This is a genomic window from Escherichia sp. WS1118 (genome assembly GCF_046487695.1).
GTDB classification, from domain to species: domain Bacteria; phylum Pseudomonadota; class Gammaproteobacteria; order Enterobacterales; family Enterobacteriaceae; genus Escherichia; species Escherichia coli.
This window is the reverse complement of sequence record NZ_JBJQIZ010000020.1, coordinates 1-16,679: the sequence shown is the minus strand read 5'-3', so window position 1 is coordinate 16,679 and position 16,679 is coordinate 1. Positions and strand designations below refer to the sequence as shown.

Annotated in this window: 13 protein-coding genes and 1 pseudogene; 8 read left to right on the top strand and 6 right to left on the bottom strand. The window is 51.1% G+C overall.

Annotated features, from left to right (window positions below; translation table 11 throughout):
- Positions 1–11: 11 nt before the first annotated feature.
- Positions 12–3,062, bottom strand: a complete 3,051-nt coding sequence (gene fdnG / locus ACJHYO_RS22280; RefSeq protein ID WP_085455621.1) for a formate dehydrogenase-N subunit alpha — start codon at positions 3,060–3,062, stop codon at positions 12–14.
- A gap of 193 nt (positions 3,063–3,255) precedes the next feature.
- Between fdnG and fdhD the strand changes: the two genes are divergently transcribed.
- From fdhD to ACJHYO_RS22265, 3 genes and pseudogenes are all read left to right on the top strand, one after another.
- On the top strand, positions 3,256–4,089 hold the full coding sequence (fdhD, locus tag ACJHYO_RS22275) for a formate dehydrogenase accessory sulfurtransferase FdhD (protein WP_000753589.1): 834 nt from the start codon (positions 3,256–3,258) through the stop codon (positions 4,087–4,089).
- Between the two features lie 87 nt (positions 4,090–4,176).
- Positions 4,177–4,731, top strand: a pseudogene (locus ACJHYO_RS22270) (DUF3829 domain-containing protein); the annotation flags it as partial.
- Positions 4,732–5,084: 353 nt separating this feature from the next.
- Complete coding sequence (locus ACJHYO_RS22265; protein WP_085455622.1) at positions 5,085–6,479, top strand: carbohydrate porin; 1,395 nt, start codon at positions 5,085–5,087, stop codon at positions 6,477–6,479.
- 40 nt (positions 6,480–6,519) lie between these two features.
- Here ACJHYO_RS22265 and rhaM read toward each other — a convergent pair whose 3' ends face one another.
- The 4 genes from rhaM to rhaB all read right to left on the bottom strand — a co-directional run bounded on the left by rhaM (position 6,520) and on the right by rhaB (position 10,486).
- Positions 6,520–6,834 carry an L-rhamnose mutarotase gene (gene rhaM, locus ACJHYO_RS22260; protein WP_000619510.1) on the bottom strand — a complete coding sequence of 105 codons (315 nt, stop codon included), beginning with the start codon at positions 6,832–6,834 and terminating at the stop codon, positions 6,520–6,522.
- Positions 6,835–6,843: 9 nt separating this feature from the next.
- Entirely contained in the window at positions 6,844–7,668 is an 825-nt protein-coding gene (rhaD, locus tag ACJHYO_RS22255) for a rhamnulose-1-phosphate aldolase (RefSeq protein ID WP_001179744.1), read from the bottom strand.
- A gap of 92 nt (positions 7,669–7,760) precedes the next feature.
- A complete protein-coding gene (gene rhaA / locus ACJHYO_RS22250) occupies positions 7,761–9,020 on the bottom strand; it encodes an L-rhamnose isomerase (RefSeq protein ID WP_001350266.1) in 1,260 nt (419 codons plus the stop codon).
- On the bottom strand, positions 9,017–10,486 hold the full coding sequence (gene rhaB / locus ACJHYO_RS22245; protein WP_000144110.1) for a rhamnulokinase: 1,470 nt from the start codon (positions 10,484–10,486) through the stop codon (positions 9,017–9,019). The genes rhaA and rhaB overlap by 4 nt, the downstream gene beginning before the upstream one ends.
- A 287-nt stretch (positions 10,487–10,773) precedes the next feature.
- On the opposite strand from rhaB, the gene rhaS reads away from it, so the two are divergent.
- Both rhaS and rhaR read left to right on the top strand, forming a co-directional pair.
- Positions 10,774–11,610: an HTH-type transcriptional activator RhaS gene (gene rhaS / locus ACJHYO_RS22240; protein ID WP_000217156.1), complete on the top strand. Its 837-nt coding sequence runs from the start codon at positions 10,774–10,776 to the stop codon at positions 11,608–11,610.
- A 73-nt stretch (positions 11,611–11,683) separates the two neighbouring features.
- Positions 11,684–12,532, top strand: a complete 849-nt coding sequence (gene rhaR / locus ACJHYO_RS22235; RefSeq protein WP_001298410.1) for an HTH-type transcriptional activator RhaR — start codon at positions 11,684–11,686, stop codon at positions 12,530–12,532.
- Here the strand turns inward: rhaR and rhaT are convergent.
- Positions 12,529–13,563 (bottom strand): L-rhamnose/proton symporter RhaT, encoded by a 1,035-nt coding sequence (gene rhaT, locus ACJHYO_RS22230; RefSeq protein ID WP_000063507.1) that lies wholly within the window; start codon positions 13,561–13,563, stop codon positions 12,529–12,531. The genes rhaR and rhaT overlap by 4 nt on opposite strands.
- 285 nt (positions 13,564–13,848) lie before the next feature.
- Between rhaT and sodA the strand changes: the two genes are divergently transcribed.
- The 3 genes from sodA to yiiM all read left to right on the top strand — a co-directional run bounded on the left by sodA (position 13,849) and on the right by yiiM (position 16,535).
- A complete protein-coding gene (sodA, locus tag ACJHYO_RS22225; protein ID WP_001298417.1) occupies positions 13,849–14,469 on the top strand; it encodes a superoxide dismutase [Mn] in 621 nt (206 codons plus the stop codon).
- 259 nt (positions 14,470–14,728) lie between these two features.
- Entirely contained in the window at positions 14,729–15,712 is a 984-nt protein-coding gene (gene kdgT / locus ACJHYO_RS22220) for a 2-keto-3-deoxygluconate transporter (protein ID WP_001166063.1), read from the top strand.
- 148 nt (positions 15,713–15,860) lie between these two features.
- Positions 15,861–16,535, top strand: a complete 675-nt coding sequence (yiiM, locus tag ACJHYO_RS22215; RefSeq protein ID WP_001270237.1) for a 6-hydroxyaminopurine reductase — start codon at positions 15,861–15,863, stop codon at positions 16,533–16,535.
- Positions 16,536–16,679: the final 144 nt, after the last annotated feature.

Here is a 16,679-nt window from a genome sequence, read left to right as displayed (position 1 = left end):
TGTCGTCTCCGTTACACCTTTTCCACATTCACAAGGAAGGACTTAAACTCCGGCGTCTGCGTGTTCGCATCACCGACGAATGGCGTCAACGTATTGGCAATAAAGCCTTTTTTCGCAACACCTTCATAGCCCCAGTGAATCGGAATACCGATGGTATCGATATCTTTGCCGTTTGCTTTCAGCGTGCGAATACGTTTGGTCACTACCGCTTTGGCTTTGATATAGCCACGGTTGGAGGAGACTTTCACAGTATCGCCTTGGGCAATGCCAAGTTTATTCGCCAGCGACTCCCCGATTTCCACAAACTGCTCTGGTTGCAAAATCGCATTCAACAGCGCGTGTTTGGTCCAGTAGTGGAAGTGCTCGGTCAGACGATAGGTGGTTCCGACATACGGGAACTTATCGGCTTTACCCAATGCTTCGGCGTCGTCTTTAAAGATACGCGCAGCCGGGTTCGAGATAACGTTTGGATGCAGCGGGTTAGTTCCCAGCGGCGTTTCAAACGGCTCGTAGTGTTCCGGGAACGGACCTTCCGCCATCTTATCAAGGGCAAACAGACGTCCCATGCCTTCCTGCTGCATGATAAACGGCCCTACGCCGCTGCCCGGAGGCGCTGCGCTGTAATCCGGAATATCCCAGCCGGTCCACTTAGTGCCGTCCCATTTCAGCAACTGACGCTTCGGATCCCACGGGTTACCCTGCGGATCTGCGGAGGCGCGGTTATACAGAATGCGGCGGTTAAGCGGCCATGCCCATGCCCAGCCCAGCGTGTTACCGAGGCCAGACGGATCGGCATTATCACGACGCGCCATCTGGTTGCCTTCCGGCGTCCAGCTACCGGCGAAAATCCAGCAGCCACAGGAGGTTGTACCGTCATCGCGCAGTTGGGCGAACGAGCTAAGTTGTTGGCCTTTCTTGACGATAACCGCACCGGTTGCCGGGTCGGTAATATCAGCCAGCGCTTTGCCGTTGCTCTCCATTGCCACTTCTTCTGAAGATGGCTCATGCGGAATGGCGTAGTTCCAGGTCATGTTCAGCACCTGGTCCGGGTTCGCGCCACCCTGTTCGGCATACATCTTGCGCAAGCGCAGGAAGATACCGGAGAGGATCTCGCCATCAGTCAGCGCAATCCCCGGGGCGTCCGCACCTTTCCAGTGCCACTGTAACCAGCGACCTGAGTTAACGATAGAACCGTTCTCTTCCGCGAAGCAGGTCGATGGCAGACGGAACACTTCGGTCTGGATCTTCGACGAGTCAACTTCGTTCAGTTCACCGTGGTTCTGCCAGAAGTTAGAGGTTTCAGTGTTCAGCGGGTCGATAGTCACGAGGAATTTCAGCTTCGACAGACAGCCGATCACTTTGTTTTTGTTCGGGAATGAGGCAACAGGGTTAAAGCCCTGGCAGATATAGCCATTGACCTTGCCCTCTTTCATCATCTCGAAGTATTGCAGGACGTCGTAGCCTTTATCCCACTTCGGCAACCAGTCAAAGCCCCAGCTATTTTCCGCCGTCGCTTTATCACCAAAGAATGCCTTCATCATAGAGACGAAGAATTTCGGGTAGTTGCCCCAGTAGTTAACCTGGCCTTCCAGCAGTGGTTTCGGCGTGTTGGCGGTAAGGTAAGTTTGCAGATCGGTCTGCTTCTCGCTTGGCAGCGTCATGTAACCTGGCAGACTCTGCGACAGTAGCCCCAGGTCCGTCAGCCCCTGAATATTGGAGTGACCGCGCAGGGCGTTAACGCCGCCGCCTGCCATCCCCATGTTGCCGAGCAGCAGCTGGATCATCGCCATCGTACGAATGTTTTGCGCACCAATGGAGTGTTGCGTCCAGCCGAGGGCGTAGAGGAACGACGCTGTTTTATCGTGAGCACTGGTTTCGGCGATGTATTCGCAGACTTTCAGGAACGCGTCTTTTGGCGTACCGCAGATGTTTTCAACCACATCTGGCGTATAACGGGAAACGTGCTGTTTCAGCAAGTTCCACACGCAACGTGGATGTTGCAGGGTTGTATCACGTTTGGCGAAGCCGTTTTCGTCCAGTTCGTAAGTCCAGGTGGACTTATCGTACTTGCGTTTTTCCGCGTCGTAGCCGGTGAACAGGCCATCTTCAAAGCCGTAATCCTCACGCACGATCAGGCTGGCGTTGGTATAGGCTTCGGTGTATTCGCGGTTGAATTTTTCATTGTTCAGCAGGTACAGCAATACGCCTGACAGGAAAGCAATGTCAGTACCGGAACGGATAGGGGCATAGTAGTCAGCCACCGCCGCCGTACGCGTAAAGCGAGGATCGATCACAATCAGCTTCGCGCCGTTGTGAATTTTGGCTTCCATCGCCCAGCGGAACCCGACCGGGTGAGCTTCAGCGGCGTTACCGCCCATCACCACGACGAGGTTGGCATTCTTGATGTCGACCCAGTGGTTGGTCATCGCACCGCGACCAAATGTTGGAGCAAGACTTGCTACCGTTGGTCCGTGTCAGACACGCGCCTGGTTGTCGACCGCGAGCATACCCAGCGCGCGGGAGAATTTTTGCGTTAAATAGCCGGTTTCGTTGCTCGACGCGGAAGCACACAGCATCCCGGTGGAGAGCCAGCGGTTAACAGTCACGCCTTCGGCGTTTTGCGCAATGTAGTTTGCATCGCGGTCTTCTTTCATCCGTTTGGCGATGCGATCAAACGCCTCTTCCCAACTGATTTGCTGCCATTTATCAGAACCTGGCGCACGGTATTCCGGAAACTTCAGACGGCTTTCGGAGTGGATGAAATCCACCAGGCCAGCGCCTTTCGGACAAAGTGCTCCGCGGTTGACCGGGTGATCCGGGTCACCTTCGATATGGAAGATAGATGCTTTGGCGTTTTTTGCTCCGTCACCGAGGCTGTACATCAACAGCCCACAGCCTACGGAACAATAGGTGCAGGTATTACGGGTTTCGCGGGTGCGCAGCAGTTTATACTGCCGGGTTTCCGCGAGTGCTACGCTGGGTGCAAAACCCAGTGCCGCTGCCGTGGTGCCTGCCATACCGCCAGCGCAGATCTTAAAGAACTGCCTTCTGCTGACCTGCATGGATTGCTCCTTGTTTCGACATTGTCACGTCCCATTTACATTCGCTTGCTGCGTGTGCAGGGAGTGGGAGTTATTTTTCTTTGCGGAAGGGGCCGCAAAGGTCCAGAATTGGCTCAATTTCCCTCCATCCAGGAAGGGTTTGTAACAGAATACCATAATGTTGGTGTGTGTGTTCTTATCTGGTTAATAGAAAGTGAAAAAAACACAGCAAAAAGAAATCGAGAATGTGACAAATATCACAGGTGTTCGTCAAATTGAGTTATGGCGGCGTGATGATTTACAACACCCACGGTTAGATGAGGTGGCGGAAGAAGTTCCCGTTGCGCTGGTCTACAACGGCATTTCGCACGTGGTGATGATGGCGTCGCCCAAAGACCTTGAGTACTTTGCGCTCGGTTTTTCGCTTTCCGAAGGAATTATCGAAAGCCCGCGCGATATCTTCGGCATGGATGTCGTTCCTTCCTGTAATGGCCTGGAAGTACAAATTGAGCTTTCCAGCCGCCGCTTTATGGGGTTGAAGGAACGCCGCCGGGCGCTGGCGGGACGTACGGGCTGTGGCGTATGCGGTGTAGAACAGCTTAACGATATCGGTAAACCGGTGCAGCCGCTGCCGTTCACCCAGACGTTTGATCTCAACAAACTGGATGATGCATTACGTCATCTCAATGATTTCCAGCCAGTGGGGCAACTGACTGGTTGTACTCACGCCGCTGCATGGATGTTGCCATCTGGCGAACTGGTCGGCGGGCATGAAGACGTGGGTCGCCATGTGGCGCTGGACAAACTGTTAGGCCGCCGGTCACAAGAAGGGGAAAGCTGGCAGCAAGGTGCGGTGCTGGTTTCCAGCCGTGCCAGTTATGAAATGGTGCAAAAGTCGGCGATGTGCGGCGTAGAGATTTTGTTTGCGGTGTCTGCCGCGACCACACTTGCTGTAGAAGTGGCTGAGCGCTGTAATCTGACGCTGGTGGGCTTTTGTAAACCGGGTCGGGCAACGGTTTATACCCATCCGCAGCGTTTGAGCAATTAATTAAAATAAGTCCTGCGATATATATTAAATTACAGGACTTATTCATTTCGTGAATTTTGTTATTTTTTTATAAACAAAACGCGTGTAGTGGCGTTAACGCCTGCGCTGCAACCTATTGATGGCGTGGCGGTGAGTTATATTGATGCTGCCGTAGCGTTGGGTAATACCATTAACGAAATGGATAAATATTACACCCAGGAAAATTATAAAGACGATGCGTTTGCGAAAGGGAAAACATTCCACTACTACTCTCTGGCAGTCATGATTTCAGCGAAACAAATTAATAACCTGATATCGCAAGATAAGTTTGATGCAGAAGCGGCAATGAAGAAAGTGTCTGAACTGGAAACGCTGGTGGCGCAAGCCAAAGAAGCGGATAAAAGCGGCATGAATTTCTCGTTTATTAATTCGGCAGGCCAGTATCAACTCGAGGCTAAAAAATACGTTCGCCGCATCAGAGATAAAGTCCCGTACTCTGACTGGGATAAAGAGCAACTTCAGGACGCAAACTCAAGCTGGATGGCCGAAGACTCATTTCCACGAGCGTTATGCGATTACAACGAAATGGTCGATGAAATATTACAGTTAATTGTAATCGCGGGGCGGGTTTGTGATGAGCACGGATATGTCACGAAGTCGTAACAATATAAAGCAGAGTGAAGGATAAATTTTGTGAATAAAGTATCATTATTTAATGATTTTGTGAATGTTAAAATGTCTCAGATAATTTGTTTAAGCGTTATTTATATTTGTGGCTTATGAGTCAGCGTGAATCATATCTAATATTTTTTACGATATTTAGTTAAAAACGGCACTATTGTTATATTCCTCACGTTCCAGGAAATCAGCGGATTTACTCATATTATGCGGCGGGATACTATCCATCGGCCTGCTGAAGTTGGATTAAAAATTCGAAAGTGCACACCTTATATTTCTCTATATACGTATTCCTTTTGGAAAGCGTAGGGTCTCCTTTATTTCAGGGAACGTAAATAATGAAAAGATCGACATTATCTTTAGCCATCGGTTTATTATTGGCATGTAGTACCGGTATGGCAAAAACACAGCATTTAACGCTGGAACAACGCATGGCATTGCTGGAAGAACGCCTGGAAGCGGCAGAAATGCGGGCAGCAAAAGCAGAGGGGCAGGTTAAACAGCTTCAGACACAACAAGCCGCCGAGATCCGCGAAATTAAAACCGCACAGGGCAACACGCCGGTAAACGGTCAATCAACGACGGAGTCAGAGAAGAAAAACGCCACCCCGCCTAATCTCCTGCTTTCAGGGTATGGCGATTTAAAAATCTACGGTGACGTCGAATTTAATATGGATGCGGAAAGTAATCATGGCCTGCTGGCAATGACCAACGCTGATGTGAATAGCGATCCCACTAATGAACAGTGGAATCTCAATGGTCGTATTCTGTTAGGTTTTGATGGTATGCGAAAACTGGATAATGGCTATTTCGCTGGGTTCTCCGCACAACCGCTGGGGGATATGCACGGTTCAGTAAATATCGATGATGCGGTTTTCTTCTTTGGCAAAGAAAACGACTGGAAGGTCAAAGTAGGCCGTTTTGAAGCCTACGATATGTTCCCGCTGAATCAGGATACCTTTGTTGAACATTCCGGTAATACTGCGAACGATCTTTATGACGATGGCAGCGGTTATATCTATATGATGAAAGAGGGCCGCGGACGTTCTAACGCTGGCGGTAATTTCCTCGTCAGCAAACAACTCGATAACTGGTATTTTGAATTAAACACGTTACTGGAAGACGGAACATCTTTATATAACGACGGTAATTATCATGGACGCGATATGGAACAGCAGAAAAATGTTGCTTATCTGCGTCCGGTAATTGCCTGGTCGCCGACGGAAGAATTCACCGTTTCCGCAGCGATGGAAGCGAATGTGGTAAATAATGCTTATGGTTATACCGATAGCAAGGGTAATTTTGTCGATCAGTCCGAACGTACCGGTTATGGCATGAGCATGACCTGGAATGGCCTGAAAACCGATCCGGAAAATGGCATCGTGGTTAATCTTAATACCGCCTATTTAGATGCTAATAATGAAAAAGATTTCACCGCTGGAATTAACGCGCTGTGGAAACGTTTCGAGCTGGGTTATATCTACGCACATAATAAGATTGATGAATTTAGTGGCGTGGTTTGTGATAACGATTGCTGGATTGATGATGAAGGAACATACAACATTCACACCATTCATGCGTCTTATCAGTTCGCTAATGTGATGGATATGGAGAACTTTAATATTTACCTCGGGACGTATTACTCCATTCTGGATAGCGACGGCGATAAGATACACGGCGACGATAGTGATGACCGTTACGGCGCACGCGTTCGCTTTAAATACTTCTTCTGATGAAAGGGCGGTGCTGGATATTTTCCGGCACCGCAACTCATTAAGGCAGGTAAAACACTTCTTGCAGTTCGCTACTGACTGGGCTGTTATCCGCATTAGCGGGCATAACGTCGGTCATATATTTCCACCAACGTTGGCAAACATCTGTACTGGCAACCGCATTCCACCGTTCTTCAGATTCAATCTCTACCGTGGCAAATAGCAGATTACGCGCATTGTCGAGATAGATGACGTAGTTATGCGCACCGTGAGATTTCAGCACGGCTTCCAGTTCCGGCCAGATGGGATTATGCCGACGCTGATACTCTTCGTGGGCGTCGGGGTTTACCTGCATGACAAAGGCTTTGCGGATCATGTTTGCTCCTTACAGCGCCAGCGCACTGGCGAGTGGTGTAACGCCGAAACGCTGGCCGAGCGCTATCAACTCTTCACGGCTGATGGTCTGTTTCATGCCGCCCATCGAATAAACCTTCACTAATATTTGTGCTGATTTTTCTGCGGTGTCGATTAAACCGAAGGTTTCATCCAGTGTCGGTCCGGAACCGAACACACCGTGGAAGGGCCACAACACCAGCGAATGTTTTTGCATCTCTTGTGCAGTTGCCTGGCCGATTTCGTCCGTGCCGGGTACCATCCACGGCAGAATGCCAACGCCATCCGGGAATACCACCAGACACTCGGTGCTGCCTTCCCACAGTTGGCGAGTGAAGACCGCGGTGTCGTTTTCCAGCACGTAGGTGAGAGCGATCAGGTTGGTGGCGTGGCAGTGCATGATCACCCGATCTTTGCCGTTGGTGGCTTTAATGCGCTCGCAGTGGGAAAGGAAGTGAGCTGGAAGTTCGGAAGTGGGGACGGCTTCGTTGGTTAACCCCCAAAGAATGTGGTAGCCCGCGCCGTCGCTGTCGACTTTTACGATGCCTAAGTTAGCCGCAGGATCAAGCTGGACGTTACGGAAGAATTTGCCGGAGCCGGTGACAATAAACGGTGTATTTGCCAGTAAAGGCATGGGCTGGCTGAGCGGGATATAGCGCGGTTGTTGGTGAAAATTGTCGTGATATGGTGCGATATCGGCGTCATCCAGGCGCAGCGTCAGGTTGCCGCCGTTGCGCTCGTCCCAGCCTTTCAGCCAGGCATCGGTGGTGGCTTTGATCATTCCCTGGACAAACCAGGACTGGGTTATGTTTTGCATGTTCTGTGTTCCTGTTAATTGGACGTCCGTGCCTGTTGCCGGATGTACGATCTGTAGGCCGGATAAGGCACTCGTGCCGCATCCGGCAGTGTTTACCCGCGGCGACTCAAAATTTCTTTCTCATAAGCCCGCACGTTCTCCAGCCATTCGCTACCCGCTGGCGTATCGTGACGCTGACAATACATTTCCCATACCGCCTGCCACGGCAACGATTTCTGCTCTTCCAGTAGCGCCAGACGCGCAGTGTAATCGCCCGCCGCTTCCAGCTTGCGCAGCTCAGCGGTAGGTTCCAGTAACGCACGTAGCAGGGCTTTTTTCATATTGCGTGTACCAATGACCCACGCGGCAATGCGGTTGATAGAGGCATCGAAGAAGTCGAGGCCGATATGCACCCGGTCAAACAGATCGTGACGAACAATCTCACTGGCAATCGCCTGGGTTTCATCATCCAGCAGCACTACGTGATCGCTGTCCCAGCGAACCGGACGGCTGACGTGCAGCAGCAACTGCGGCACATACAGCATGGCGGCGGAAATCTTGTCGGAAATCACTTCAGTCGGGTGGAAATGCCCGGCGTCCAGGCACAGCGCCGTCTGGCGGCTGGTGGCATACCCCAGGTAAAACTCATTGGAGCCAACCGTGTAGCTCTCCGCGCCAATGCCAAACAATTTGCTCTCAACGGCGTCGATATGGTGCGCAGGGTTTAGCTTCTCGCTGATCACTTCATCCAGTGCTGCCAGCAAACGCTGGCGTGGGGCGAGACGGTCAACGGTAATATCTTTCATGCCATCCGGGATCCAGATGTTCATCACCGACGGTGTGCCGAGTTGCTCACCAAAATAGGCTGAAACACGGCGGCTGGCTTTACAGTGGTCAATCCAGAACTGGCGAATGCGGTCGTCGGCATGGGAAAGCGTAAAGCCATCGGCGCTTAGCGGATGCGAAAAACAGGAGGGGTTAAAATCCAGACCGAGCTGATTGGCTTTCGCCCATTCAACCCAGTTTTTGAAGTGCTCTGGTGTGATCTGGTCGCGCGAGACTGGCGTGTCTGATTCCAGATAGATGGCATGTAAATTAAGCCGTTTCGGCCCTGGAATCAGCCGCATAGCCTGTTCCAGATCGGCACGTAGCTCACTGGCATTACGCGCTTTGCCCGGATAATTACCAGTAGCCTGAATCCCACCGGTCAGCAAACCTTCCGGGTTTTCAAAACCGGAAACATCATCGCCCTGCCAGCAGTGCATTGAAACGGGTAAACGATCAAGTTGGCGCAGTGCCTCCTCGACATCAATCCCTACTGCCGCGAAACGCTGTTTCGCCAGCTCCCAGGCCTGTTCCAGTTGAGTGGTCATGCGCAAAGCTCCTTTGTCTGTCGTGTAGAGTGAATCTGCGCCACATAGTGGGCAATTTCACTGTCAGGATTAGGGGTAAAGGTGGTCAGATTCGCGGTAGTGCTGACGACCTGACGGAAATCATCCACATTGTTGAGTTCATCCAGCGTCATTAACTGGATGCCGATATTGCCGAGCGTCGAGGCTTCAACAGGCCCTGCGATCACCCGAATACCGCAGGCATCGGCACACAGCTGGTTGAGCAGCGTGTTCTGGCAGCCGCCGCCGACAATATGCAGTTGCGAGAAATCTTCACCACGCAGCTGCGCCAGCTCATGCAACACATCGGCATACAGCAGCGCCAGACTGTCGAAAATACAGCGCGCCAGTTCAGCATCACTTTCCGGGATCGGTTGCGCCGTTTCCCGACACGCAGCCTGAATTTCGCTGCACATCTCGTCAGGATTAATAAAGCGATCGTCATTGGGATTGATGATGAAGCGGCAGGCCGGAAGTGCCTGTGTTGCGGCGATAAGCGCCGGAAGATCGTTGATTTGCCGCTCCTGAAGCACTCGCTGAAGCAGCCATAAGCCCATAATATTTTTCAGCACCCGATAGCGACCTTCCGCCCCGCCTTCGTTGGTGATATTGGCTGCCAGCGCCGTGTCATTGGTAAATGGCGTCTGGCTTTCGAAGCCCATCAATGACCAGGTGCCAGAAGAGAGATAAGCGGCGCGTGAACCGTTTAACGGCGAGGCGATAACCGCGCTGGCGGTATCATGGCTGGCAACGGCGACCACCGGAATCTCATTACCCTGCGGGCAAATCCAGTGACCTATGACATTACCCGGATGCGTCGGGCGACCAAACCAGGCTTTGTTGGCACCGCTCCACGCCAGTAACGACTCGTCCCAGTCGTCGCTATTGATATTGACCAGTTGCGTGGTCGTGGCGTTGGTATATTCCCAGTTCATCTTGCCGGTCAGGCGATAACTAAAGTAATCCGGTATCAGCAAAGCGTGAGCAATGTGTGGAATAAGTTCTGGTTGCTGCTCTGTCAGTGCACGTAGCTGATAGATCGTATTGAAGGGCAGAAACTGGATGCCGCTACGTTGATAAATATCGCGTTTGCCGAGTTGTTGTTGTGCCTGCGCCATTAGGCCATTGGTGCGGCTATCGCGATAAGCAACGGGCAGGCCCACACGCTGACCCTGTTGGTCGAGCAGCACAAAATCCACGCCCCAGGTATCAATCCCAATGCTATCGATACGAATCCCTTCCTCGCACACCTTGTTTAATCCAAGGCGAATGGCACTTTCCAGGCTATCCACATTCCAGGTGACATAACCGTTCTGGCTATGCAGGCCATTGTTAAAACGATGGATTTCGCGCAGCGTCAGGCTGCGGCATTCACGCTCGTAACGCGCCAGCATCACGCGCCCACTGGATGCGCCGAGATCGACGGCGACACAATTGCGAAAGGTCATAATGTGATCCTGCTGAATTTCATTACGACCAGTCTAAAAAGCGCCTGAATTCGTGACCTTCTCGTTACTGACAGGAAAATGGGCCATTGGCAACCAGGGAAAGATGAACGTGATGATGTTCACAATTTGCTTCATTGTGGTGATGTGATGCTCACCGCATTTTCTGAAAATTCACGCTGTATCTTGAAAAATCGACGTTTTTTACGTGGTTTTCCGTCGAAAATTTAAGGTAAGAACCTGACCTCGTGATTACTATTTCGCCGTGTTGACGACATCAGGAGGCCAGTATGACCGTATTACATAGTGTGGATTTTTTTCCGTCTGGTAACGCGTCCGTGGCGATAGAACCCCGGCTCCCGCAGGCGGATTTTCCTGAACATCATCATGATTTTCATGAAATTGTGATTGTCGAACATGGCACGGGTATTCATGTATTTAATGGGCAGCCCTATACCATCACCGGTGGGACGGTCTGTTTCGTACGCGATCATGATCGGCATCTGTATGAACATACCGATAATCTGTGTCTGACCAATGTGCTGTATCGCTCGCCGGATCGATTTCAGTTTCTCGCCGGGCTGAATCAGTTGCTGCCACAAGAGCAGGATGGGCAGTATCCGTCTCACTGGCGTGTTAACCACAGCGTATTGCAGCAGGTGCGACAGCTGGTTGCACAGATGGAACAGCAGGAAGGGGAAAATGATTTACCCTCGACCGCCAGTCGTGAAATTCTGTTTATGCAATTACTGCTCTTGCTGCGTAAAAGCAGTTTGCAGGAGAACCTGGAAAACAGCGCATCACGTCTCAACTTGCTTCTGGCCTGGCTGGAGGACCATTTTGCCGATGAGGTGAATTGGGACGCTGTGGCGGATCAATTTTCTCTTTCATTGCGTACGCTGCATCGCCAGCTTAAGCAGCAAACGGGGCTGACGCCTCAGCGTTACCTGAACCGCCTGCGACTGATGAAAGCCCGACATCTGCTACGCCACAGCGAGGCCAGCGTTACTGACATCGCCTATCGCTGCGGATTCAGCGACAGTAACCACTTTTCGACGCTTTTTCGCCGAGAGTTTAACTGGTCACCGCGTGATATTCGTCAGGGACGGGATGGTTTTCTGCAATAACGCGAATCTTCTCAACGTATTTGTACGCCATATTGCGAATAATCAACTTCGTTCTCTGGCCGAGGTAGCCACGGTGGCGCATCAGTTAAAACTTCTCAAAGATGATTTTTTTGCCAGCGACCAGCAGGCAGTCGCTGTGGCTGACCGTTATCCGCAAGATGTCTTTGCCGAACATACACATGATTTTTGTGAGCTGGTGATTGTCTGGCGCGGTAATGGTCTGCATGTACTCAACGATCGCCCTTATCGCATTACCCGTGGCGATCTCTTTTATATTCATGCTGACGATAAACACTCCTACGCTTCCGTTAACGATCTGGTTTTGCAGAATATTATTTATTGCCCGGAGCGGCTGAAGCTGAATCTTGACTGGCAGGGAGCGATTCCGGGATTTAGCGCCAGCGCAGGGCAACCACACTGGCGCTTAGGTAGCGTGGGGATGGCGCAGGCGCGGCAGGTTATCGGTCAGCTTGAGCATGAAAGTAGTCAGCATGTGTCGTTTGCTAACGAAATGGCTGAGTTGCTGTTCGGGCAGTTGGTGATGTTGCTGAATCGCCATCGTTACACCAGTGATTCGTTGCCGCCAACATCCAGCGAAACGTTGCTGGATAAGCTGATTACCCGGCTGGCGGCTAGCCTGAAAAGTCCCTTTGCGCTGGATAAATTTTGTGATGAGGCATCGTGCAGTGAGCGCGTTTTGCGTCAGCAATTTCGTCAGCAGACTGGAATGACCATCAATCAATATCTGCGACAGGTCAGAGTGTGTCATGCGCAATATCTCCTCCAGCATAGCCGCCTGTTAATCAGTGATATTTCGACCGAATGTGGCTTTGAAGATAGTAACTATTTTTCGGTGGTGTTTACCCGGGAAACCGGGATGACGCCCAGCCAGTGGCGTCATCTCAATTCGCAGAAAGATTAATTCGCCATGCCGATGCCGACGATGTTAGCGGCGACAATAATCACCACACAACCGAGGCTCAACACCGTTACCGGACGGCGTCCTGCATTGTTCCACTCTTTCAGCACCAGCCCGACGATACCGCCGCACAATACATAGAAGCTCATATGCAGCATCCAGCTGATGTAGTCATACTGCGCCGGAATGCGGGCGTGGCCCCAGGCATAGAAAAAGAATTGCAGATACCACATCAACCCGCCCAGTGCTGAGAGTAACACATTGTGAATGATCAGCGGTTTTGCCAGCGAGAAATCGGCTTTTAGCGACAAATCTTTCACTTTTGCCAGACGAATGAAGCAGAAGCCGAGGTTGATGATTGCGCCGCCGCCCATGATGACAACATAGCTTGGCAGAGCGACATACAGGGGATCGACGCCCAGCGCGGCAGCGGCTTCATGCATCGGTTTTGCGGCGTTCATCGCAAAGGACATCCCGGCAGAGAAAATGCCGCACATCACCGCCAGCACCAGCCCTTTTTTCAGATTGAACTCTTCGGCTTTAATGCCCATCTTGCGCTCTTTCAACTGCCCGGCGCGAGTTACAATCCCTACGCCAATCAGCGCCACCAGAACGCCGAGCAACGTCATGCGTCCGCCTTCGGTATTAATCAGCACATCGAAATTGCCGTTGATAATTGGCGTCATCAGCGTACCGACAATCAACGTAATGCCAATGGCGATGCCAATTCCCATCGACATGCCGAGATAACGCATGGTCAGGCCGTAGTTGATATTACCGATCCCCCACATAGCGCCGAACAGAAAAACAGGCAGCAGCGTAGAGAGACTAAACGAGCTGTAATACGCCCAGAAATTCGGTAGTAACAGGGCGCTGATGGCCCACGGCAGGATAATCCACGAAACAATCCCACCGACTGACCACATGGTTTCCCATGACCATTTTTTTACTTTTTTGAACGGAGCGTAAAAACAGGCTGCACTGGCCGCGCCGATCAAATGCCAAAATATCCCCATCGTAATCGCGTTACTCATCTTCTTATCCTCATCATTTTTTCGTCGCGTCACATCTCCGACGAGATGAGTGTAAAAATTGAGCTGTCGATTAACCTTTCGCCTGTTGCCGCCGCTGCCGATTTACTGGCAATCACGGCATTAAGTGGGTGATTTGCTTCACATCTTGGGCATTTTCCTGCAAAACCATACCCTTATGAAAAGTACGGCATTGATAATCATTTTCAATATCATTTAATTAACTATAATGAACCAACTGCTTACGCGGCATTAACAATCGGCCGCCCGACAACACTGGAGATGAATATGAGTTATACCCTGCCATCCCTGCCGTATGCTTACGATGCCCTGGAACCGCACTTCGATAAGCAGACCATGGAAATCCACCACACCAAACACCATCAGACTTACGTCAACAACGCCAACGCGGCGCTGGAAAACCTGCCAGAATTTGCCAACCTGCCGGTTGAAGAGCTGATCACCAAACTGGACCAGCTGCCAGCAGACAAGAAAACCGTACTGCGCAATAACGCTGGTGGTCACGCTAACCACAGTCTGTTCTGGAAAGGTCTGAAAAAAGGCACCACCCTGCAGGGCGACCTGAAAGCGGCTATCGAACGTGATTTCGGTTCCGTTGATAATTTCAAAGCAGAATTTGAAAAAGCGGCAGCTTCCCGCTTTGGTTCCGGCTGGGCATGGCTGGTGCAAAAAGGCGATAAACTGGCGGTGGTTTCTACTGCTAACCAGGACTCTCCGCTGATGGGCGAAGCCATTTCTGGCGCTTCCGGCTTCCCGATTCTGGGCCTGGATGTGTGGGAACATGCTTACTATCTGAAATTCCAGAACCGCCGTCCGGACTACATTAAAGAGTTCTGGAACGTGGTGAACTGGGACGAAGCAGCGGCACGTTTCGCGGCGAAAAAATAATCATTTGCCGCCTGCTGCAATGAGGCGTTTACGCCGCATTGCAGCTTAAAAAATGAACCATCGCCAACGGCGGTGGTTTTTTTGTGATCAATTTCAAAATAAAAACAATGATCCGATAAAAATAAAACAGCGTTTCAATTGATGTGGTTTCGATCACTTTTATTGATCAAATGAATGTTTATCTTCGTTTCCATCAACACTGATGCTCCGTTGAGGAATGACGCATCAGCCCTTAAAAATATGCCGACAGGTGATGGAAATGCAGATAAAACGCTCGATTGAGAAAATCCCGGGGGGGATGATGCTCGTCCCGCTATTCCTTGGCGCACTGTGCCACACCTTCTCGCCGGGGGCGGGGAAATATTTTGGATCATTCACCAACGGGATGATTACCGGTACGGTGCCCATTCTGGCGGTGTGGTTTTTTTGCATGGGGGCGTCAATAAAATTAAGCGCGACGGGAACGGTACTGCGTAAATCCGGTACGCTGGTGGTAACTAAAATTGCCGTCGCGTGGGTGGTTGCGGCAATTGCCTCGCGCATTATTCCGGAACATGGTGTTGAAGTTGGATTTTTTGCCGGACTTTCAACGTTGGCGCTGGTGGCGGCGATGGATATGACCAACGGCGGACTTTACGCTTCCATCATGCAGCAGTACGGCACAAAAGAAGAAGCTGGGGCATTTGTGTTGATGTCGTTGGAGTCCGGGCCGCTCATGACGATGATTATTCTGGGCACTGCCGGGATTGCCTCGTTTGAACCGCATGTTTTCGTCGGCGCAGTATTGCCGTTCCTGGTGGGCTTTGCCCTGGGGAACCTTGACCCTGAGTTACGAGAATTTTTTAGCAAAGCGGTGCAGACGCTGATTCCATTCTTTGCCTTCGCACTGGGCAATACCATTGATTTGACTGTAATTGCCCAGACAGGTTTGCTGGGGATCCTGTTGGGTGTGGCAGTAATTATCGTGACCGGTATTCCGTTGATTATCGCCGATAAATTGATTGGCGGTGGCGATGGCACTGCCGGAATTGCCGCTTCCAGTTCCGCAGGGGCCGCGGTAGCGACACCTGTGCTGATTGCAGAAATGGTGCCTGCGTTTAAACCTATGGCTCCGGCAGCAACTTCGCTGGTAGCGACGGCGGTCATTGTGACTTCGATTCTGGTGCCAATTCTTACCTCTATCTGGTCACGTAAAGTCAAAGCCAGAGCGGCGAAAATCGAAATTTTAGGTACGGTGAAATAAACCAACTTCCTTAATCCCCACAGCCGGATGAACTAACGTTCGTCCGGTTTTCAATTGCGTTTCTGCCTGGATACTTACCGCGAAAACAGCACGCCTGACATAAAATAAATATGGTCTAATGGGGAAATTTCTCGTGGAGAGGGAACAGATGCGATATCCGGTTGATGTATACACAGGCAAGATTCAGGCTTATCCCGAAGGCAAACCCAGCGCAATTGCCAAAATCCAGGTTGATGGTGAGTTGATGCTGACGGACCTGGGGCTGGAAGGTGACGAACAGGCGGAGAAAAAGATCCACGGCGGGCCAGACAGAGCGCTGTGTCATTATCCTCGTGAGCATTATCTCTACTGGGCGCGGGAATTTCCGGAACAGGCGGAGCTGTTTGTTGCGCCTGCGTTTGGCGAAAATCTCTCAACCGACGGTCTGACGGAAAGTAATGTTTATATTGGTGATATTTTCCGCTGGGGAGAGGCATTAATTCAGGTCAGCCAGCCACGCTCACCTTGCTATAAACTCAATTACCATTTTGATATCAGCGATATAGCGCAGTTGATGCAAAACACGGGTAAAGTGGGGTGGTTGTATAGCGTAATTGCACCAGGGTTGGTATCTGCTGATGCGCCACTGGAGTTGGTTTCCCGTGTCAGCGATGTGACCGTGCAGGAGGCTGCCGCCATCGCATGGCATATGCCGTTTGATGACGATCAGTATCACCGTTTACTCTCCGCCGCAGGGTTATCGAAAAGCTGGACGCGAACGATGCAAAAGCGCCGACTGAGCGGCAAGATCGAAGATTTTTCCCGCCGATTGTGGGGAAAATAACCCCCGGAGTGTAGGCCTGATAAGACGCTATCATGAACTGCACCCCAAATGTTGGACATAATCTGACATCTGAAGGTGCAGTTTATGAAACATTCATTTGAAGTAAAACTTGCCGCTGTAAATCATTACCTGGCTGGTCATGCA